This is a genomic window from Sphaerisporangium rufum (assembly GCF_016863395.1).
Lineage (GTDB): Bacteria > Actinomycetota > Actinomycetes > Streptosporangiales > Streptosporangiaceae > Sphaerisporangium > Sphaerisporangium rufum.
This window is the reverse complement of record NZ_BOOU01000007.1, coordinates 101,092-120,746: the sequence shown is the minus strand read 5'-3', so window position 1 is coordinate 120,746 and position 19,655 is coordinate 101,092. Positions and strand designations below refer to the sequence as shown.

The following is a 19,655-nucleotide window of genomic DNA, read 5'->3' as shown; positions in this document are numbered from 1 at the left end:
CTCCCGAGTCGGCATCCCCGTGACTCGGGTATTCCCGGACGAAAGGCGCATCCGTCCGGCCAGGGCGACTGCTGACCGCTCCTTGGCCTACTTTTGCGCCACGGGTCCGGCGGTTCAGCGGGTGAGCAGGCGGCGGACGTACCAGGCGACGGCCAGCAGCGCGGCGAGCACGGCGACCACCGGGGCGACGCGCTTGAGCATCGGCACCCCGGCGACCCGCAGCAGGTCCAGCGCCTCCTCCTCCGCCGTCCGCGACGTGCGGGTCGTGCCCGCCGGGTGGGCCTCGCGGCCGGTGGGGTCGAGGGCGTCGTCCGGCACGGCGGCCAGGTGGCGCTCGGCGGGGGCCGGCCGTGGCGCCGCCTCCCGTCCGGGGATGGGCCGGGTGGCGGGCGCCTCCGCCTCGGCGGCCGGCAGCTCCGACACGGCCTGCTCGGCGAGCTCGCCAGGCACGGTGGAGGCGCCGTTGACCGGCGGCGCGACCTGCAGGAGCGGCTCGGCGGCGTCGTCCGGCCGGGCCGTGCCGAGCGGGCTGTCCACCGGCTGGTTGAACGGGGTGGCGGCGGGCTCGGCCGCGAGGGGCGGGACCGCCCCCGTCTCCCGCTCGCCGGCGGGCACCTCGCCGGGGGCCTCGGCCAGCAGGGCCGCCAGGTTGGCGGCGAACCGGTCGATCAGCCTTTCGCCGACCTCGGCCATCATGCCCCGGCCGAACTGCGCCGGCCGGCCGGTCACGTTGAACGAGGTGCGCACCGCGACCTTGGTCCGTTCGGTGTCGTCCGGGTCGGCCGCCAGCGTGGCGTCGACCGTCGCCCCGGCGGTGCCGGTGCCCCGCGCCTCCTTGCCGGACGCCTCCAGGGTCAGCGCGTGCGCGTCCTTGTCCACCGAGGTGAACGCGGCCCGGCCCTTGTACGTCACGGTGACCGGGCCCACCTTGACCTTCATCCGCCCGGTGAAGGCGTCGCCCTCCACGGCGTCCAGCGTGGCGCCCGGCAGGCACGGGGCGACCCGCTCGACGTCCAGGAGCACCGGCCACGCCTGCTCGACCGGCACCGGGACCGTGAACTCGTGCTCGAATCGCATCGCCATCGTCCCGCTCCTCTTCACCGTGGCGGCCAGGACCGCCCCGTCTTCCACCGCTCGCCGACATCTCCTACCTTGCTACCCGGCCGGGGCCGGACATGCCAATCAGCTCCTCGAAGGCCCGGCGCGCGGCCATCGTCTGCCTCCCGTGCCCGCCGGCCGGCGGGCACGGGGCGGCGCAGGATCAGGCGGCGGCGGCGAGCAGGGCACGGCGGGTGAGGACGCGGGCCAGGTGGCGGCGGTACTCGGGGGTGGCGTGCAGGTCACCGGGCGGGGAGGTCCCCTCGTCGGCCAGCGCGGCGGCGTCCCGGACCCCGTCCCCGGCACCGCCCGGCGACCCGCCGGCCCCGGCGCCGGGCAGCGGCGCGCCGCGCACCGCCCGCTCGACGCCGCCTGCCCGCACCGGGGTGGGGCCCATGTTGGTCAGGCCGACCCGGGCCTCCTCGACGCGCCGGTCCCCGCCCGCGCCGCCGGGCCGGACCGCCGCGGCCACCCCGACCACCGCCCACGCCTGGGCGGTGAGGTGGAACTTCTCGTAGTGGAAGCCCCAGCCGTCACCCAGCCGGGGCACCCGCACGGCGACCAGGATCTCCGCGGGCCGCAGCGCCGTCTCCAGGTAGTCGACGAAGAACTCGCCCGCCGGGACGGCCCGCTCCCCGGCGGCGGAGGCGACCACGAACTCCATGTCCAGCGCCACCGCCACCGCCGGCAGGTCGCCGGCCGGGTCGGCGTGCGCGAGCGAGCCGCCGAGGGTGCCGCGGTGCCGCACCGCCGGGTCGGCGACGGTCGCGGTGGCGAGCGGCAGCAGCGGGCACCCGGCGCGGACGACCGGCGAGCGCAGCACCTCGTCATGCGTGGTGGCGGCGCCGATCCGGACATGCCCGCCCTCCTCCCGCACTCCGTGCAACTCGGGCAGCCGGCCGACGTCGACCAGCACGCTCGGGTAGGCCAGTCGCAGCCGGAGCAGCGGCAGCAGCGACTGGCCGCCGCACAGCACCTTGGCGTCCTCGCCGGCCTCGGCCAGCGCGGCCAGGGCCTCCGGCAGCGAGGAGGGGCGGACGTAGTCGAACGCCGGCGGGATCATGCGGCACCTCTCTCCACGGTGATCCGGGAACTCATCCGGCCGCCTCCTGGATCGCACGCCAGACCCGCTGCGGGGTGCAGGGCATGGGGACGTCGGTGACGCCGCGGGGGCGCAGCGCGTCGACGACGGCGTTGACCACCGCCGGGGTCGAGGCGATGGTGCCGGCCTCGCCGACCCCTTTCACCCCGAGCGGGTTGGTGGTGGCCGGGGTCTCGGTGCGGTCGGTGACGAACTCCGGCAGGTCGGCGGCCGAGGGGATCAGGTAGTCGGCCATCGTCGTGGTCAGCAGGTTGCCGTCGGCGTCGTACACCGCCTCCTCGAACAGGGCCTGGCCGATGCCCTGGGCCAGGCCGCCGTGCACCTGCCCGGTCACGATCGTCGGGTTGACCACCCGGCCCACGTCGTCCACCGCCACATACGACCTGATCTTCGTGGCGCCGGTCTCGGTGTCGACCTCGACCGCGCACAGGTGCGTCCCGTGCGGGTAGGAGAAGTTGTCCGGATCGTAGGTGGCGTCGGAGTCCAGGCTGGGCTCGACGCCGTCCGGCAGGTCGTGGGCGGCGAACGTCGCCAGCGCGACCTCCTGGATGGTCCGGGCCGCGCCGGTGCCGCGCACCCGGAACGAGCCCTCGGTGAACTCGAGGTCGTCGGCCGCGGCCTCCAGCAGGTGGGCCGCGATCTGCCGCGCCTTCTCCCTGACCTTGTCGCAGGCGCGCAGCACCGCCATGCCGCCGACCACCAGCGACCGTGAGCCGTAGGTGTCCATGCCCTTGTGCGAGACGCCCGTGTCGCCGTGCGCCACCGCGACGTCCTCGAACGGCACGCCGAGCGCGTCGGCGACGATCTGGCTCCACGCGGTCTCGTGGCCCTGGCCGTGCGGGCTGGAGCCGGTGACCACCTCGACCTTGCCGGTGGGCAGCATGCGGACCGACGCGTGCTCCCACCCGCCGGCGCCGTAGCTGAGCGAGCCGAGCACCCGGCTCGGCGCCAGCCCGCACATCTCGGTGAACGTGGAGACCCCGATGCCGAGCTGGACCGGGTCGCCGCGCTCGCGCCGGGCGGCCTGCTCGGCGCGCAGCGCGTCGTAGCCGAACAGCTCAAGTGCCCGGTCGGTGGCCGCCGCGTAGTCGCCCGAGTCGTAGGTGAGGCCGGCGATGGTCGCGTAGGGGAACTCCTCGCGGGCGATCCAGTTGCGCCGGCGCACCTCGACCGGGTCCAGGCCCAGCTCGGCGGCCAGCTCGTCCATCAGCCGCTCGATCGCGAACGTGGCCTCCGGCCGCCCGGCGCCCCGGTAGGCGTCGGTGGGCATCTTGGTGGTGAAGACGCCGGTGCAGGTGAAGTCGTAGGCGTCCATCTTGTAGATGCCGTTGTACATGAACGCCCCGAGCAGCGGGACGCCCGGCGTGACCAGCATGAGGTAGGCGCCCATGTCGGCGAGCAGGTCGACCTTCAGCCCGCGCAGCCGCCCGTCGGCGCCGGCGGCGAGCGAGACCCGCTGCAGCTGGTCGCGCCCGTGGTGCACGGTGAGGTTGCCCTCCGAGCGCGACTCGGTCCACTTGACCGGCCGGCCGAGCCGCCGGGTGAGCAGCAGCGCGAGCACTTCCTCGGCGGTGACCTGCAGCTTGGAGCCGAAGCCGCCGCCGACGTCCGGGGCGATCACCCGCAGCTTGTGCTCGGGGATGCCGGTGGTGATCGCCAGCATCACCCGCAGCACGTGCGGGATCTGGGTCGCCGAGTACAGCGTGAAGGAGTCGCCGTCGGTCTGGGCCACCACCGCGCGGGGCTCCATCGCGGTGGGGATCAGCCGCTGCTGGACGAAGGTGCGCTCCACGACGACCGGGGCGTCGCGGAAGGCGGCGTCCGCGTCGCCCGCGGCGAACTTCCAGACGAACGCCCGGTTGCCCTCCGGGTGCACCCGGGGCGAGTCCGGGGCCAGCGCGCGGGTCATGTCCAGCACGGCCGGCAGCGGCTCGTAGTCCACCTCCACCGCCTCCAGCGCGTCGCTCGCCAGGTACCGGTCGGTGGCGACGACGCAGGCCACCGCCTCGCCGGGGTAGCGCACCTCCTCGACCGCCATCGGCGGGTGGTCGGGCAGCACCATGTCCTCGGTGACCGGCCACGCGCACGGCAGGCCGCCCTGCTCGGCGGCCAGGTCGCGGCCGGAGAACGCGGCGACCACGCCGGGCAGGCGCCGGGCGGCCGACACGTCGACCCTGGTGATCCGCGCGTGCGCCATCGGGCTGCGCACGAAGGCCACGTGCAGCATGCCGGGAAGCTGGATGTTGTCGGTCCACCGGGTGCGCCCGGTGACCAGCCGGGCGTCCTCCTTGCGGCGGCGCGCGGCGCCCACCTCGCGCCGGCCCGGTACCGGCTCGCCCAGCTCGTCGCTCTCGGCGACCTGCCGGGCCACCATCCCGGCGTCGATCTGCTCGGTCACCGGTCGCCCACCGCCCCGGCGTCCCGCATGGCCCGCGCGCCGCCGCGCACGGCCCGGACGATGTTGCTGTACCCGGTGCACCGGCACAGGTTGCCCTCCAGGCCGGCCCGCACGGCGTCCTCGGAGGGGTCTGGATCGTCCTTGAGCAGGTCGATGGCGGCCATGATCATGCCGGGGGTGCAGTAGCCGCACTGGAGGGCGTGTTCCTCGTGGAAGGCCCGCTGCATCGGATGCCAGCCGTCCGGCCCGGCCAGCCCTTCCACGGTGAGCACCTCGGCGCCGTCCGCCTGGACCGCCAGGACCGAGCAGCTCTTGGCGCTGCGGCCGTCCAGCATGATCGTGCAGGCGCCGCAGTTGCCGGTGTCGCAGCCGATGGGCGTGCCGGTCTTCCCGATGCGGTCGCGCAGGAGGTGCACCAGGAGCAGCCGGGGCTCCACCTCCTCCTGGTAGGCGACGCCGTCGACGGTGACGGTGATACGGGCCATCGATCCTCCAAGCGCGGTGGCTGGTTGCTCTATTGCCGTGCGCCGGCCGGTGCGAACCTCGCTGGAGGTGATCTGTCGAAGGCTGACGGGGAGTTGGCGAGCGCACTGGCGGTGATGGGCGAGAGTGAGGATTGCCGACAATGCGAACTTACGCCCCTGCCGTCCCCCGTCAACCCCCCTGTCCCGCGAACCCCGGGAACCGCGCGCCGGAGGTCAGCGGCGGCGCATGGTGCGGGCCATCACGCCGACCAGCCCGGCGAAGCCCAGGCCGAAGACCAGTAGCAGCCCCATCACCAGCGTGTCCGGCTGCGGCCGCAGCAGGTAGCGCACGCCGATCCCGATGAACAGCAGCCCGGCCAGCAGCGCGAACCAGTCGGTCTTATGCCGCACGGCGCACCTCCACGTCCCCGATTCCCGCCTTGACGTACAGCTCGATCACCGGGACCCGGCCCGCCTGCGGGACCTCCGGCTCCAGCACCTTCTCGTAGCGGACGTCGTGGCCGCCGCGCACCGAGTGCTCGATCTGCACGTCGCCGAGCCGCGCGTACCCGTGCACCTCCACCCGGGCGGTCGCCGGGACGATCACCCGCATCTCGCCGAAGGAGATCGAGGCGTCGAAGCGGGTCCGCGACCCCGGCGCGAACCGGGTGTCGCGCAGGTCGAGCGTGCCGTCGCCGATGCCCACCGAGTAGGTGCGGGCGACGGCCGCCGCGTCCACCGGCTCCCAGGTGTAGCTGCCGACCTTCCTCGGCACGTCGCCGACCGCCGAGCCCGCCACCAGCAGCAGGGAGAGCACCGTGCCGGTGGCCACCAGCCCGGCGCCCCGGCCGAACCAGGCGGTGATGAGCAACCCGGCACCGAGGACGACGAGCACGGCGCCCCCGATGAACGGCAGCGGGGTGCCGGTCGACGGCTGTGTGGCAACCATGATCCCTCCGACCATGAGCGCGAGGAGAAGTGTGGCGGCGCCGACGAAGGACCGCGGCCGGGTGCGGCGCGCGGGCGCGTCCGGCCACCGGGGGGCGGGCGCTCCGGCGTCCCGGCCGGGCGGTCCCTCGTATCCGGGCGGCGCGTACGGGCGCACCTGCGCGCCGTAGGGGCCGCGCGGGGCGAAGGGCTCGCCGGAGGAGTCGAACCGGGGGCGCGCGGCCAGGCGCGCCTCCACGGCCAGGTCGGCGAGCCTGCGGTAGTACTCCGGTGCCCCGGCCGGCGGCGCGTCCGACGGCCGGGCGCCCGACGGCGGTACGGCGGCCGGCGGTGCGTCCGATGGCGCTGCGTCCGGCGGCGGTGCGTCCGATGGCGATGCGGCGGCCGGCGGTGCGTCCGGCGGTGCCGCCGCGGAGGTGGCGGCCGGGGCGGACCGGTCCGGTGCGGCGGGCGCGGGCGGCGCGTCCGCCGGGTGCGCCGCCACCGGCGGCATCGGCAGCGTCATCGTCGGCGGGACGGGCCCCGCGGCCGGCCGCGCGCCCGCCGGCGGCGCGTCGTTCGACCCGGCGGCCCGCGGCGCGTCGGCGTACGCCGCCGGCTCCCCGGCCATGCCGGCGGTGAACGGTGCGGCGGCGGAGAACGCGGGGACGGCGGACGGCGGCTGGGCGGACCGCCGGCGGCGCAGCCGCTCCGGCAGGCTTCGGGCGAGGCCCCGCAGGTCCGCCCCGCGGGAGTGCGCGGCGAGCATGGCGACGGCCAGGACCGTGCCGATCACGATGGTGGCCCGGCTGATGCCGTCGGCGGCCACGTTGACGATCAGGCCGAACGCGAAGATCGCGGCGAGCAGTGCCAGCACGGTCTCGGTGTCGAAGGACCGGCGGCTCCAGTGCTCGGCGAGACCGGGACCGCCTTTCGGGTTGCGCATCAGCAGGAATGCGGCGACGTACATCATGATGCCGATGCCCGAGCCGACCACCAGGAGGGCGAAGCCCACCCGGAAGATCACCGGGTCCATCCCGGTGTGCCGGCCGAGGCCGGCGCAGACACCGGTGATCATGCGCCCCTCGTCGCTGCGCCCGAGTACGCGCTCCTCGCCGGTGGGCGGGCCCGGGTCGACCGTCCGGTCCGGACGTCCTGCTGCGGTCATGGGTCCCATCGTGGTGGGCGGTGGCCGCTCCCGGCCATCCGGGACACCCCTGACTCGTCCCCGACCCGGTGCCGCCGGCGCGGCGGGCCTCGCCGCCGGGCGGGATCGTCCGGACCGGCGGGCGGCGAGGCCCGGCCGTGTCTCCAAGGCGACTCCCCCGCGTCTCCCTCGTGTCTCCCCGTGTCTCCCCGTGTCTCCCCGCATCCTCTCCCGTGTCCCCCTCACGCGGGCGGACCTCCGGGTCGGGTCAGGGACGGCCCTGATGGCGGGGCGGTGCCGTGACGTGTGACGATGCTTGGGATATGTCTGAGAATCCGACCGTTCCTTCGGCTCCGTCGGCCTATCCCCGCATGGTGCGCCCGTTGCGGGGCCGGCTCGTCGCGGGCGTGGCGCAGGGCGCCGCCGCGCAGCTGCGGCTGGACCCGGTGGTGCTGCGGCTGGCTTTCGTGCTGCTCAGCGTGCTCGACGGCCTGGGCGTGCTGGCGTACGCCGCGCTGTGGATGTTCACCCCGCGCGAGCGGCAGGGGGGTCCGGCGCCCGGCCGTGACTGGGGCCAGGTGGCCGCCTACGCGGTGATCGGCATGGCGCTGACCGCTTTCGGGTGGCTCACCGGTGCCTCCTCCGGCGGCGTCGGCACCTGGTCGATCGCGGTGGGCGGCATCGGCGCGCTGATCCTCTGGCAGCAGGCCGAGCCCGGCCGCCGCCAGCGATGGATGACCGACGCGGTCCGCCAGGTGCGCCGGTCCTGGATCCGCACCGGCATCGGCCTGCTCCTGGTGGTCGTCGGGGCGATCGGCTTCCTCGCCGCCCAGGGCAAGCTGGCCGAGGCCCGGGCCGGCCTGGCGTTCACCGCGGTCGTGGTCGGCGGCATCGCGCTGATCGCCGCCCCCTGGCTGACCGCCCTGTGGAAGGAACTGCAGAAGGAGCGCCGCGAGCGCATCCGCCAGGAGGAGCGCGCCGAGATGGCCGCGCACGTGCACGACTCGGTGCTGCACACGCTCACGCTCATCCAGCGCAACGCTCAGGATCCGTTCGAGGTGACCCGGCTGGCCCGCTCGCAGGAGCGCGAGCTGCGGAACTGGCTGTACCAGCCGAAGGCCGACGCGGACGCGACGGTGGCCGCCGCGGTGCGCCGGGTGGCCGCGGAGATCGAGGACGAGCACGGGGTGCCGATCGAGATCGTCTGCGTGGGAGACTGCGACCTGGACGACGGCCTGCGCGCGATGCTGCACGCGGCCCGGCAGGCCATGGTGAATGCGGCCAAGTACGCCGAGGCGCCGGTGATCTCCGTCTACACCGAGGTCGAGCCGGAGGAGGTCACGGTGTTCGTGCGCGACCGCGGGAAAGGCTTCACCATGGAGGAGGTGCCGGAGGACCGCATGGGCATCCGCCAGTCGATCATCGGCCGGATGGAGCGTCACGGCGGGAGCGCCCGGGTCAGGACCGAGCCGGGCGACGGCACCGAAGTGATGCTGACGATGAAGCGGGAGCGACCGTGATCCACCAGGTGGCCCGCCGAGCCCCGAGGGAGCCGTGACGATGGTCAAAGTGCTGATCGTGGACGACCACCGGCTGTTCCGGTCCGGCGTGCGCGCCGAGCTCGGACCGCAGATCGAGGTGGTCGGGGAGGCGGAGGACGTCGAGTCGGCGGTGGGGGCGATCGAGTCGCTCGAGCCCGACGTCGTACTGCTCGACGTGCACATGCCCGGGGGCGGCGGCCAGGAGGTGCTGCGCCGGGTGCTCGGCTCCGGGGCGGCCGTGCGGTTCCTGGCGCTGTCGGTCTCCGACGCCGCCGAGGACGTCATCGGGGTCATCCGCGGCGGCGCCCGCGGATATGTCACCAAGACCATCAGCGGTCGCGAGCTGACCGACGCGATCGTCCGGGTGGCCGAGGGCGACGCGGTGTTCTCGCCGCGGCTGGCCGGGTTCGTGCTGGACGCCTTCGCCTCCACCGAGGCACCGTCGATCGACCCAGAGCTGGACTCGCTGACCACCCGCGAGCGCGAAGTGCTGCGGCTGATCGCCCGCGGGTACGCCTACAAGGAGATCGCCAAGGAGCTGTTCATCTCGGTGAAGACGGTGGAGACGCACGTGTCCTCGGTGCTGCGCAAGCTGCAGCTTTCCAACCGGCACGAGCTGTCGCGCTGGGCCACCGCGCGGCGATTGGTGTGAATGCCCACACGACAGTGTGACAAATCGGTAAAGATGGCCATGTGAGAGTTCGCGGGGTCCTGTCCCTCCTGTTGGCCGCCGTGCTCGTCGCGGGCTGCTCGTCCGTGGCGTTCTGGAAGGACCAGTTCACCCTGCGTCCCCGCGCCAAGGCCTCCCAGGACGCCCAGAACGGTCAGAGCGGCCAGAACGGTCAGGACGCCCAGGCGAGCCGGCTGCCGCTGGGGGAGACGTTCGAGGACGACATCCAGCTGGCGAGCATCCTGACCGAGCGGTTCTGGCAGCAACAGTTCCAGGCCTCCGGCGAGGAGTACCGGCCCGTCCAGCGCTTCCAGGCGTATCGCGGAAACGACGGGCCGGCCTGTGGTGGCCAGCCCGCGGTGCCGGACAACGCCTTCTACTGCCCGGTGGGCCATTTCATCGCCTACGACGCGGCATGGCTGCGGACGCTGTACGACGAGCTGGGGGACGGCGCGATCTACGTGATCATCCCGCACGAGATCGGGCACGCGGTCCAGGCGCAGCTCACCACCGACTTCCGGTTCAACATCGAGCGGGAGCTGCAGGCCGACTGCTATGCCGGCGGCGCGCTGAAAGGCATGATCGACTCGCAGCAGCTGTCCGCCCAGGAGGGCGACGAGCAGGAACTGCTCGCCAACCTGGCCGCGGCCGGCGATCCGACGGACGCCTTCTTCGCCGAGGACGCGCACGGCACGCCCGAGCAGCGCCAGCAGGCGTTCGCCAAGGGCTACCAGCGCGGGGCGGGCGCCTGCTGATGCGTAGGCTGGCCGGCATGGGTCGAGGACGGTCCACCGGCCGGGCCCCGCTGGCCGCCGCGCTCGGCGTGCTGCTGGCCGCCAACCTGCTGAACAACCGGGTGGCCCGCCGGCTGGCGCCGGTCACCTCCACCGCCGCCGCGGCCGCGCTGGCCGGCCTCGGCCGGCGGGCCGGGCTGTCATGGGCGGAGATGGGGTTCACCCGGCCCGGCCCGGGCGCGCGGCTCGGCGGGGCGCTGGCCGCCGCCGTCGCCGCCTGCTACGGCGCCGGCGTGCTGCTGCCGGGCACCCGGCGGCTCTTCCTGGACGAGCGCACGCTCGGCCTGTCCCGGGCCCGGCTGCTGGAGGAGGCGCTGGTCCAGGTGCCGCTCGGCACGGTGCTGCTGGAGGAGACCGCGTTCCGCGGCGTGCTGCCCGCGCTGCTGGCCCGCCGGTGCGGGCCCGCCGGTGCGGCGGCCGGCGCGGCGGCGCTGTTCGGGCTCTGGCACGTGCTGCCCGCGCTGGACCTGGCAGCGGCCAACCCCGCGCTCGGCGGCCCGGCCCGGCGCGGGTGGGTGGTCGCCGGGTCGGTGGCCGCCACCGTGCCGGCCGGGCTGCTCTTCCACGCGCTGCGCGCGCGCGGCGGGCTGCTCGCGCCCGCGCTGACCCACCTGGCGACCAACATGCTCGGCCACCCCGCGGCCCGCGCCGCCCGGCGCCTGTCGGCCGGGGGGTCGGGCGGTCAGCCGGTGGAGACCACCTGGAACGCCTCGGCGTAGCTCCCCTCCGGGAGCCTGGCGGCCTGGGCGTTCATCGCGAGCCAGCCTTTGACGAAATCCTCCAGCGTGTCCATGTGCGACGTCTGGCTGGCGTGCGCCCGCAGCGCGGCGAACTTGCGGTCCAGGACGGGGGTGACGTCCACGTAGTGATCGTTGGCCTGGCCGCCCATCAGCCACACCTCGCGGACCGTCCAGGCCGCCAGCCCTTCGTCGGCCAGCAGTTCGGGGAAGGCGTACGGGTTGCGGGCGTCGGGGTAGACGGCGTCCAGCGTCGCGCCGCCCACGGCGCGGTGGTCGGGGTGGCTCGGCCCGATCCGGGCGTAGTTGCGCTCGGGAGTGGAGGTGAGCACCCGGTCCGGCCGCACCTGGCGGATCACCCGCGCGATGTCGCGCCGCAGCGCCAGGGTCTGCTCCACGGTGCCGTCCGGGTAGCCGAGGAAGTGCAGTTCGGTCACCCCCACCTCCCGGGCGGCCGCGGTCTGCTCGTCGCGCCGCAGCTCGGCCATCCCGCCGTTGTCGACCAGGCGGTCGAAGCCGCCGGCGTCGCCGTCGGTGACCACGCAGTACACCACGCGGATGCCCTTGCCGGTGAACGTCGCGACGGTGCCGGCGGCCCCGAAGTCGACGTCGTCGGGGTGGGCGGTCACGACGAGGATCGTGCTGATCTCGGCGTCGTCGAGTGCGGTCACGGTCGTCCTCCTAGGGGCATGACGTGGCGAACGCAACGCGGCGTCATGATATTTCCGGCCATGATGCCGCATGTCCCGGCGGTGGCCGCGCCGGGGGCATCGCCGGTGCCGGCGGGCGGGTCGGCGTTGTCGGTGGGCGGCCCTAATCTAAAGGCGTGTCGACCCGAGCCGTGAACCCCACCGTTGATCATCCGTTGCTCGACGGGCTCAACCCGCAGCAGCGCGAGGCCGTCGTGCACGCGGGCGGCCCGCTGCTCATCGTCGCCGGCGCCGGTTCGGGCAAGACCCGGGTGCTCACCCACCGCATCGCCTACCTGCTCGGCGAGCGCGGCGTCCAGCCGGGGGAGATCCTGGCGATCACCTTCACCAACAAGGCCGCCAAGGAGATGAAGGAGCGGGTCGACCGCCTCATCGGGCCGCGGTCCCGGGCGATGTGGGTGATGACCTTCCACAGCGCCTGCGTGCGCATCCTGCGGCGGGAGGCCAAGCGCCTGGGCTTCACCTCCAGCTTCTCCATCTACGACCAGGCCGACGCGCAGCGGCTGATGGCCATGGTCTGCCGCGAGCTGGAGCTCGACCCCAAGCGCTATCCGCCCCGGTCGTTCTCCGCCCAGGTCAGCAACCTGAAGAACGAGCTGATCGACTACGACACGGCGGCCGACCGGGCGCAGACCCACCTGGAGCGCACGCTCGCCGAGGCCTACCGCGTCTACCAGCGGCGGCTGACCGAGGCCGGCGCGATGGACTTCGACGACCTGATCATGCTGACGGTCACGCTGTTCCAGCTGTTCCCCGAGGTGGCCGAGCACTACCGGCGCCGGTTCCGCCACGTGATGGTGGACGAGTACCAGGACACCAACCACGCCCAGTACATCCTGATCAGGGAGCTGGTCGGGCTGCCCGAGCTGCGCACCGCCGAGGGTGAGGTGGTGCGCGAGGGCGCGGTCGAGCCGGCCGAGCTGTGCGTGGTGGGTGACGCCGACCAGTCGATCTACGCGTTCCGTGGCGCGACGATCCGCAACATCCTGGAGTTCGAGCGCGACTACCCCGCGGCCCGCACCATCCTACTGGAGCAGAACTACCGCTCCACCCAGACCATCCTGTCGGCCGCGAACGCGGTGATCGCCCGCAACGAGGGCCGCAAGCCGAAGAACCTCTGGTCCGACCAGGGCGCCGGGCCCAAGATCGTCGGCTACGTGGCCGACAACGAGCACGACGAGGCGATGTTCGTCGCCCACGAGGTCGACCGGCTGGCCGACGAGGAGGACGTCACCCCCGGTCAGGTGGCGGTCTTCTACCGCACCAACGCGGCCTCCCGCGTCTTCGAGGAGATCTTCATCCGCACCGGCCTGCCGTACAAGGTCGTCGGCGGCGTGCGCTTCTACGAGCGGCGCGAGGTCCGCGACCTGCTGGCCTATCTGCGGGTGGTGGCCAACCCCGGCGACACCGTGTCGCTGCGCCGGGTGCTCAACGTCCCCAAGCGCGGCATCGGCGACCGGGCCGAGGCGATGGTGGAGGCGTTCGCCACCCGCGAGCGCGTCCCCTTCTGGGAGGCGCTGCGCCGGGCGGACGAGGCGCCGGGCATGGCGACCCGCTCGCTGAACGCGATCCGTGACTTCGTCGCGCTGCTGGACGACCTGCGGGCCAAGGAACTGCCGATCTCCGAGCTGGCCGAGGAGGTGCTGGCCGTCACCGGCTACCGCACCGAGCTGGAGAACTCCGGCGACCCGCAGGACGAGAGCCGGCTGGAGAACCTCAACGAGCTGATCTCGGTCGCCTCGGAGTTCGAGGGCGCCAACCCCGAGGGCACGCTGGTCGACTTCCTGGAGCAGGTCTCGCTGGTGGCCGACGCCGACCAGATCCCCGAGGGCGAGGACCACCAGGGCGTGGTCACCCTGATGACCCTGCACACGGCCAAGGGGCTGGAGTTCCCGGTGGTCTTCCTCACCGGTATGGAGGACGGCGTCTTCCCGCACATGCGCTCGCTGGGCGAGCCGCGCGAGCTGGAGGAGGAGCGCCGGCTGGCCTACGTCGGCATCACCCGCGCCCAGCAGCGGCTGTACCTGTCCCGGGCGGCGGTGCGCAGCTCGTGGGGGGCGCCCGCCTTCAACCCGGCGTCCCGCTTCCTCGCCGAGGTGCCGGCCGACCTGCTCGACTGGCACGGCGATCCGGCCAAGTCGGCGTGGAGCGCCGCGACCGTGCGCGAGAGCCGCACGGCGGCGCCGAAGAAGGCCGGCGGGCGGGTCGTGCCCAGCCTGCGTCCGGGCGACCGGGTCACCCACGACACCTTCGGTCTCGGCACGGTCGTCACGGTGGACGGGGTGGCCGAGAAGACCAAAGTGAAGATCGATTTCGGGTCCGGTGGGGAGAAGACCCTGCTGCTGGCCTACGCCCCGCTGGAGAAGCTCTGACCACCGCCGAGCAGCGCTGCCCGCTCTGACGGGCTCTCAGCGGCTCCGTCCGGCTCTGCGCCGGTTGCGCGGCTCTGCGCGCTCTGCGCGGCGTATCGGCCGAGCCGTGGCCCGGCCGATACGCCGCCCGGTGCTCGATACGCGGGCTCAGTGCTCGTCGCGGACCAGACCCTCGATCTTGGTGGTGAAGTCCGGCGGCGGCGGCGGCACGTACCGCAGGTCCTGGACGTCGACCGTCAGGTAGGCGGGCGGTGCGGTGACGGTGACCTTGCCGCCCCACCCGGTGAAGGTGACGTCGGTGGAGATCGACAGAGCGGGGCTCTTGTGGCGGGTGGGCAACGTGAAGGTGGACTGCACCCGCCGCGGCAGCCGGTCGGCGCCGAGCCACAGCTTCCACGGCACGGTGATCTTCTTCTTCCCGGCCGCCCTCTGGTAGATCCGCGCGGTCGGCGAGACCTTGCCCAGCGCCTTCAGCGAGATGGCGCCGTGCAGCAGCGTGGTGGGCGCCCCGCCGACCCGGCCGCCGGACGCCTTGCCGTCGGCGGTGGCGAGCACCGCGGCCAGCACCTCGGGCCGCAGCGCGTCCACCAGGCCGTCGCCGGCGAGCCCCGCGGGGTCCGCTCCGGGGGTGCGCAGCCAGGTCCTGCCCTCGGGCAGCAGCCCGTCGTACATCGAGCTCTTCATGTACTGGTGGCCGTCGAGCATGATGACGCGCGTCCGGGCGTCGCCGCCCGGACCGCCGGACTCGGCCACGATGCTGACGTCGGCGGCGTCCACGCCCGTGGGGGCGAACCGCAGCCGGCCGCCCAGGCGGTGGGAGAACAGCACTTCGCCGTCCAGCCTGATCCGCGCGGTCTCGTGCACGGTGATACCGGTCTTCTTGGCGAACTGCCGCCGCAGCGCGTTCGCGGCGCCGGTGCCCGCCCCGACCGGCGCGGTGATCGCGCCGGTTCGCGCGGTGGCCGGGGCGGCCTGGGCCGCGGCCGGTACCGTCAGGGCCATCGCCGGCGCGACCAGGGTCGTCGCGGCAAGGGCCAGCCATCTCCTCATCGAGGGGTCCTCCCGTAAGTAGGCCCTCGCCGGTAGGGGAGGGCCCCGACATTCTGCCAAGAAACGATCTCCCAATAATGGTCATTTATCGGAAATATCAACGCGGATGGCTGAATTGGCGGGGATCGCGCCACCGCTGCATCGCCGCCGGTGGTCGCGGGGTACGGGGCGGGTCGCCGGCGGCCGGTACCGGCCAGGCCGGAGTGCGGGGTGGACCGGAGGTCCGCCCGGGTTTATCGGCGGCTTTTTTATGGAATTTTGGGCATTTTGCAGGTATCTCGTTACCCTGATGACCCCAGTCGGCGGCCCCCGGCGAGCGCTCCGGGTCCCGGCGGCGGCTAGGCTGCATGCGCCAGGCTTCCGGCCGAACGCGGGTGCCCCGAGGCCTGGTCTCAACGTAGAGAAGAAGTAAGCCGGACAAGCAAGGACGGACCCTCGTGGACCTGTTCGAACATCAGGCGAAGGAGCTCTTCGCGGAGTATGGCATCCCGGTGCCGCGCGGCGTGGTCGCGCACACCGTGGAGGAGGCGCGGGCGGCGGCGGAGCGCCTGACCGGGCGCGTCGTCGTCAAGGCCCAGGTGAAGACCGGTGGCCGCGGCAAGGCGGGCGGTGTCAAGGTCGCCGCCGACGCCGCCGACGCCGAGGGCAAGGCCACCGGCATCCTCGGCATGGACATCAAAGGTCACACGGTCCACAAGGTCCTGGTGGAAGAGGCCAGCGCGATCGCGGAGGAGTACTACTTCTCCTTCCTGCTCGACCGCGCCAACCGCACCTTCCTCGCCATCTGCTCGGCCGCCGGCGGCATGGACATCGAAGAGGTCGCGCACAGCACGCCGGACAAGGTGGCCAAGATCCCGGTCTCCCCGCTGACCGGGGTCGACCGCGCCCGGGGCCGGGAGATCGCCCAGGCCGGTGGCCTGCCCGAGGCCGCGCTGGACGGCGCCGCCGAGATCATCGAGAAGCTGTGGGCCGTCTTCGTGGACGAGGACGCCACGCTGGTCGAGGTCAACCCGATGATCCTCACCGCCGACGGCGAGGTGAAGGCCCTCGACGGCAAGGTCACCCTGGACGACAACGCGACCTTCCGCCAGACCGAGCACGAGTCCTACGCCGACAAGGCCGCCGAGGACCCGCTGGAGGCCCGGGCCAAGGAGAAGGACCTCAACTACGTCAAGCTCGACGGGTCGGTCGGCATCATCGGCAACGGCGCGGGCCTGGTCATGTCCACCCTCGACGTGGTGGCCTACGCCGGGGAGACGTTCGGCGGGCAGAAGCCGGCCAACTTCCTCGACATCGGCGGCGGCGCCTCGGCCGAGGTGATGGCCAACGGGCTGGAGATCGTGCTCTCCGACCCGAGCGTGAAGTCGGTCTTCGTCAACGTGTTCGGCGGCATCACCGCCTGCGACGCGGTGGCGAACGGCATCGTCTCGGCCTTCAAGCTCCTCGACGAGCGCGGCGAGACGGTGACCCACCCGCTGGTCGTCCGCCTGGACGGCAACAACGCCACCCTCGGGCGGCAGATCCTGGCCGACGCCGCGCTGGACGGCGTCGAGCTGGTCGACACCATGGACGACGCGGCCAAGCGTGCCGCCGAGCTCGCCGCGGTAGGTGCGTAATGGCCATCTGGCTCACCGAGAACAGCAAGATCATCGTGCAGGGCATGACCGGGTCGGAGGGCTCCAAGCACACCCGGCGGATGCTCAAGGCCGGCGCCAAGGTCGTCGGCGGCACCAACCCCCGCAAGGCGGGCACGACCGTCGACTTCGACGGGGTGGAACTGCCGGTGTTCGCCACCGTCGCCGAGGCGATGGCCGCCACCGGCGCCGACGTCACGGTGATCTTCGTCCCGCCGGCGGGCACCAAGGCCGCCGTCCGGGAGGCGATCGACGCCGAGATCCCGCTCGCGGTGGTCATCACCGAGGGCGTGCCGGTGCACGACACCACCGAGTTCTGGGCGTACAACATCTCCAAGGGCGCCCGCACCCGCATCATCGGCCCCAACTGCCCCGGCATCGCCTCCCCCGGCGCGTCCAACGCGGGCATCATCCCGGCCGACATCACCTCGGCCGGCCGGATCGGCCTGGTGAGCAAGTCCGGCACGCTGACCTACCAGCTCATGTACGAGCTACGGGACATCGGCTTCTCCACCGCCGTCGGCATCGGCGGCGACCCGGTGATCGGCACCACGCACATCGACGCGCTGGAGGCCTTCCAAAGCGACCCCGACACCGACGCGATCGTGATGATCGGTGAGATCGGCGGGGACGCTGAGGAGCGGGCCGCCGCCTACATCGAGGAGCACGTCACCAAGCCGGTGGTCGCCTACGTCGCGGGCTTCACCGCGCCGGAGGGCAAGACGATGGGGCACGCCGGCGCCATCGTCTCCGGCTCGGCCGGCACCGCGCAGGCCAAGAAGGAGGCGCTGGAGAAGGTCGGCGTCCGGGTCGGTCGGACCCCGAGCGAGACCGCCCGGCTGATGCGCGAGGTCATGCGCTCGCGCTGACCCGCCGCCCGCCCCGCGGAAACGCCCGGCCGCGCCGGGCGTTTCCGTTTGTTCGGCCCGGCCGCCCGGACAAAGCACCATCGAATGACAAAGGGGGCGACACGCGGCCGGGGTGCGCCCGCCCCGGGCGTCCCGGCTGAGACCATCGGTTACCGTGACGGCCCTTCTGCATCAGCTCCGCACGGCCCCCCGCACCGTGCTCAGCCGCATCCCCCTGGTGGCCGGCGGCGGCGACGACGAGGAGACCCGCCGGCCGCTGCCGGTCTCGGGCATGCTCGGCGCCGCGTGGACCCTCGGTGTCGGCCTCGCCGCGCTCACCACCCTCACCCTGGTCGGCTGGATCGCCGCGCCGCGCGGCGCCTTCGGCCAGGGGCTGCCGGGGGTGTTCCGCGCCGCCTGCCAGGTCTGGCTGGCCGCCCACCACGCCGGGTTCGCCATCCCCGCCGGCCGGGTCGGCCTGCTCCCGCTGGGCCTGATGGTGCTGCCCGCCGCCCTGCTGTACCGGGCCGCGATGTGGATGGCCCGGGACGCCGACCTGCGGCTGCGGCTGCCCGCCCGGCTGCCCAAGGGCAGCCCCAAGGAACGGGCCAGTGCCCGCCGCCGTGCCCAGCTGGTGCTGATCGCCCAGGCCGGCATCTCGCTGGCCGCGCCCTACGCCCTGCTGGCCGGGGTGATCGCGCTGGCCGCCCGCAACGAGGTGACCCGGCCGTTCGTCGGCGAGGCGCTGCTCAGCCACTTCCTGCTCGCCTTCGTCGCCGGCTCGCTGGCGACCGCCCGGACCATCGGCCCCTGGCGGTCGATGCTGCGCCTGCTGCCCGAGCGGGCCCGCTCGGTGGTGGCGGGCACCGCCGTCGCGCTCAGCCTGCTGCTGGCCGCCGGGCTGGCGCTGGTGGTGTTCGCCGTCGTACGGAACCTCGCGGAGGTGCAGCGGCTGTCGGAACTGCTGGCCCCCGGGTTCGTCGGCGGCTCGCTGCTGCTGCTCGTGGAACTGCTGTACCTGCTGAACTTCGTCGTCTGGGGGATGGCCTACATCAGCGGTGCGGGATTCGCGCTCGGCACCGGCACGCTGGTCGCGCCGACCGGGGTGCAACTCGGCACCGTCCCGGCGCTGCCCGTGCTGGGCGCGCTGCCGGAGTCCGGGGTCGCCTCGCCGTGGACCATGAGCGTGCTGGCGATCCCGTTCCTGGCCGGCGCGGTCGCCGGGGTGGTGGTGGCCCGGGTGGCACCCACCCCGCAGTTCGAGTCGGCGCCGCTGTGGGGGTTCGTCTGCGGCCTGACCACCGGCCTGGCCGCCGGAGTGCTGGCCGCGCTCGCCGGCGGCCCGCTCGGCGGGTCCCGGCTGTCGGCCGTCGGACCGTCGGCCTGGGAGGTCGCGGTGTCGGTGGGGCTGGAGGCGGGCGTCGCCGCCGGCATCTCCGCCGGCCTGGCGAACTGGTGGCTGATCTTCCACGGCGCCCAGGTGATCACCCCGGTGCGGGGAGCGGCGGTGATCGCCAAGGTGGCGGAGGTGGCGGGCAGGGTCCGGCCGGCCGCGCCACCCGCCGCACCGCCGTCCAGGCACTGGATGGACGCCGCCGAGGACGACACCCGGCCGATCCCGGTGATCCGCGCCGACTGGGCCGACGAGCACACGTTGGCCGAGGGGGCCGGCGACCCTGGACGGCCGCCCCGGCCTGGCGTGGCGCGGCCCGGAGCGGCGCGGCCCGCGAAGGCGCGGCCGGCCGGGCCGCCGCGCCGCGACATCGTGGACGAGACCGACGACCGCGGCGGTCACGTGATCTACGTCGACCCCTACGCCTGGGACCGGGATCCGTGACCGCCGGCCGCCGTCACTCGTGCGAGCGCGAGCCGGCGCCGCTGGGGGAGGGGTCCAGCAGCAGCTGGTCGGGATAACACCAGGCCCAGTCCTCGCCGGGCTCGAACGACTCGATGATCGGATGCCCGGCGGCCCGGTAGTGGGCGGTGGCGTGCCGGTTCGGCGAGGAGTCGCAGCAGCCGACGTGCCCGCAGGTCAGGCAGGTGCGCAGGTGGACCCAGCGCGAACCGTCGGCCAGGCACTCCTGGCAGCCGCGCGGATCGCCGGGCTGCACGTCGCGGATCTCGTGAAGGTGGGAGCAGTCGGTCACGGCATCTCCTTGCGGT

17 protein-coding genes are annotated in these 19,655 nt (G+C 73.7%); 8 read left to right on the top strand and 9 right to left on the bottom strand.

The genetic code is table 11. The features are described 5' to 3' along the window. Positions 1 to 114 precede the first annotated feature (114 nt). From Sru01_RS02885 to Sru01_RS02860, 6 genes are all read right to left on the bottom strand, one after another. Complete coding sequence (locus Sru01_RS02885) at positions 115 to 1,083, bottom strand: SRPBCC family protein (RefSeq protein ID WP_203982244.1); 969 nt, start codon at positions 1,081 to 1,083, stop codon at positions 115 to 117. A 178-nt stretch (positions 1,084 to 1,261) separates the two neighbouring features. Next, positions 1,262 to 2,161 (bottom strand): FAD binding domain-containing protein, encoded by a 900-nt coding sequence (locus Sru01_RS02880; protein WP_203982243.1) that lies wholly within the window; start codon positions 2,159 to 2,161, stop codon positions 1,262 to 1,264. 31 nt (positions 2,162 to 2,192) lie between these two features. Further along, entirely contained in the window at positions 2,193 to 4,574 is a 2,382-nt protein-coding gene (locus tag Sru01_RS02875) for a xanthine dehydrogenase family protein molybdopterin-binding subunit (RefSeq protein ID WP_203982274.1), read from the bottom strand. A 20-nt stretch (positions 4,575 to 4,594) separates the two neighbouring features. Beyond that, on the bottom strand, positions 4,595 to 5,083 hold the full coding sequence (locus Sru01_RS02870; RefSeq protein ID WP_203982242.1) for a (2Fe-2S)-binding protein: 489 nt from the start codon (positions 5,081 to 5,083) through the stop codon (positions 4,595 to 4,597). Positions 5,084 to 5,296: 213 nt separating this feature from the next. Next, on the bottom strand, positions 5,297 to 5,473 hold the full coding sequence (locus Sru01_RS02865) for a hypothetical protein (protein ID WP_203982241.1): 177 nt from the start codon (positions 5,471 to 5,473) through the stop codon (positions 5,297 to 5,299). Next, complete coding sequence (locus tag Sru01_RS02860; protein ID WP_203982240.1) at positions 5,463 to 7,157, bottom strand: PspC domain-containing protein; 1,695 nt, start codon at positions 7,155 to 7,157, stop codon at positions 5,463 to 5,465. The genes Sru01_RS02865 and Sru01_RS02860 overlap by 11 nt, the downstream gene beginning before the upstream one ends. Positions 7,158 to 7,507: 350 nt before the next feature. On the opposite strand from Sru01_RS02860, the gene Sru01_RS02855 reads away from it, so the two are divergent. From Sru01_RS02855 to Sru01_RS02840, 4 genes are read left to right on the top strand one after another with little or no spacing between them, the layout of a single operon-like run. Continuing rightward, positions 7,508 to 8,656, top strand: coding sequence for an ATP-binding protein (locus tag Sru01_RS02855; RefSeq protein ID WP_239136821.1), 1,149 nt, complete (start codon positions 7,508 to 7,510; stop codon positions 8,654 to 8,656). 40 nt (positions 8,657 to 8,696) lie between these two features. Then, positions 8,697 to 9,329, top strand: a complete 633-nt coding sequence (locus Sru01_RS02850; protein WP_203982273.1) for a response regulator — start codon at positions 8,697 to 8,699, stop codon at positions 9,327 to 9,329. Between the two features lie 41 nt (positions 9,330 to 9,370). Beyond that, positions 9,371 to 10,102, top strand: a complete 732-nt coding sequence (locus Sru01_RS02845; protein WP_239136819.1) for a neutral zinc metallopeptidase — start codon at positions 9,371 to 9,373, stop codon at positions 10,100 to 10,102. A 17-nt stretch (positions 10,103 to 10,119) separates the two neighbouring features. After that, a complete protein-coding gene (locus Sru01_RS02840) occupies positions 10,120 to 10,860 on the top strand; it encodes a CPBP family intramembrane glutamic endopeptidase (RefSeq protein WP_239136817.1) in 741 nt (246 codons plus the stop codon). On the opposite strand, the gene Sru01_RS02835 is transcribed toward Sru01_RS02840, so the two are convergent. After that, positions 10,824 to 11,549 (bottom strand): PIG-L deacetylase family protein, encoded by a 726-nt coding sequence (locus tag Sru01_RS02835; protein ID WP_239136815.1) that lies wholly within the window; start codon positions 11,547 to 11,549, stop codon positions 10,824 to 10,826. The genes Sru01_RS02840 and Sru01_RS02835 overlap by 37 nt on opposite strands. A gap of 194 nt (positions 11,550 to 11,743) precedes the next feature. Here Sru01_RS02835 and pcrA point away from each other — a divergent pair, with 194 nt between their 5' ends. Beyond that, the gene (gene pcrA, locus Sru01_RS02830; RefSeq protein WP_203982271.1) at positions 11,744 to 13,960 is read left to right on the top strand and encodes a DNA helicase PcrA; all 2,217 of its coding nucleotides are present in this window, start codon (positions 11,744 to 11,746) and stop codon (positions 13,958 to 13,960) included. Positions 13,961 to 14,107: 147 nt separating this feature from the next. Here pcrA and Sru01_RS02825 read toward each other — a convergent pair whose 3' ends face one another. After that, on the bottom strand, positions 14,108 to 15,010 hold the full coding sequence (locus tag Sru01_RS02825) for a hypothetical protein (RefSeq protein WP_203982236.1): 903 nt from the start codon (positions 15,008 to 15,010) through the stop codon (positions 14,108 to 14,110). A 437-nt stretch (positions 15,011 to 15,447) separates the two neighbouring features. Between Sru01_RS02825 and sucC the strand changes: the two genes are divergently transcribed. The 3 genes from sucC to Sru01_RS02810 all read left to right on the top strand — a co-directional run bounded on the left by sucC (position 15,448) and on the right by Sru01_RS02810 (position 19,329). Next, a complete protein-coding gene (gene sucC / locus Sru01_RS02820; protein ID WP_203982235.1) occupies positions 15,448 to 16,626 on the top strand; it encodes an ADP-forming succinate--CoA ligase subunit beta in 1,179 nt (392 codons plus the stop codon). Further along, entirely contained in the window at positions 16,626 to 17,513 is an 888-nt protein-coding gene (sucD, locus tag Sru01_RS02815) for a succinate--CoA ligase subunit alpha (protein WP_203982234.1), read from the top strand. The genes sucC and sucD overlap by 1 nt, the downstream gene beginning before the upstream one ends. 154 nt (positions 17,514 to 17,667) lie before the next feature. Beyond that, on the top strand, positions 17,668 to 19,329 hold the full coding sequence (locus tag Sru01_RS02810; protein ID WP_203982233.1) for a cell division protein PerM: 1,662 nt from the start codon (positions 17,668 to 17,670) through the stop codon (positions 19,327 to 19,329). Positions 19,330 to 19,342: 13 nt separating this feature from the next. Here Sru01_RS02810 and Sru01_RS02805 read toward each other — a convergent pair whose 3' ends face one another. Beyond that, positions 19,343 to 19,639, bottom strand: coding sequence for a ubiquitin carboxyl-terminal hydrolase 14 (locus Sru01_RS02805; RefSeq protein ID WP_203982232.1), 297 nt, complete (start codon positions 19,637 to 19,639; stop codon positions 19,343 to 19,345). Positions 19,640 to 19,655 lie beyond the last annotated feature (16 nt).

What these genes read in the sequence shown, in the direction of transcription:
- Sru01_RS02885 (WP_203982244.1), bottom strand. Translation starts at nt 1,083, where the DNA reads ATGGCGATGCGATTCGAGCACGAGTTCACGGTCCCGGTGCCGGTCGAG.
- Sru01_RS02875 (WP_203982274.1), bottom strand. Translation starts at nt 4,574, where the DNA reads ATGGTGGCCCGGCAGGTCGCCGAGAGCGACGAGCTGGGCGAGCCGGTA.
- Sru01_RS02840 (WP_239136817.1), top strand. Translation starts at nt 10,120, where the DNA reads ATGGGTCGAGGACGGTCCACCGGCCGGGCCCCGCTGGCCGCCGCGCTC.
- Sru01_RS02880 (WP_203982243.1), bottom strand. Translation starts at nt 2,161, where the DNA reads ATGATCCCGCCGGCGTTCGACTACGTCCGCCCCTCCTCGCTGCCGGAG.
- Sru01_RS02825 (WP_203982236.1), bottom strand. Translation starts at nt 15,010, where the DNA reads ATGAGGAGATGGCTGGCCCTTGCCGCGACGACCCTGGTCGCGCCGGCG.
- Sru01_RS02850 (WP_203982273.1), top strand. Translation starts at nt 8,697, where the DNA reads ATGGTCAAAGTGCTGATCGTGGACGACCACCGGCTGTTCCGGTCCGGC.
- Sru01_RS02855 (WP_239136821.1), top strand. Translation starts at nt 7,508, where the DNA reads ATGGTGCGCCCGTTGCGGGGCCGGCTCGTCGCGGGCGTGGCGCAGGGC.
- Sru01_RS02870 (WP_203982242.1), bottom strand. Translation starts at nt 5,083, where the DNA reads ATGGCCCGTATCACCGTCACCGTCGACGGCGTCGCCTACCAGGAGGAG.
- Sru01_RS02860 (WP_203982240.1), bottom strand. Translation starts at nt 7,157, where the DNA reads ATGACCGCAGCAGGACGTCCGGACCGGACGGTCGACCCGGGCCCGCCC.
- sucD (WP_203982234.1), top strand. Translation starts at nt 16,626, where the DNA reads ATGGCCATCTGGCTCACCGAGAACAGCAAGATCATCGTGCAGGGCATG.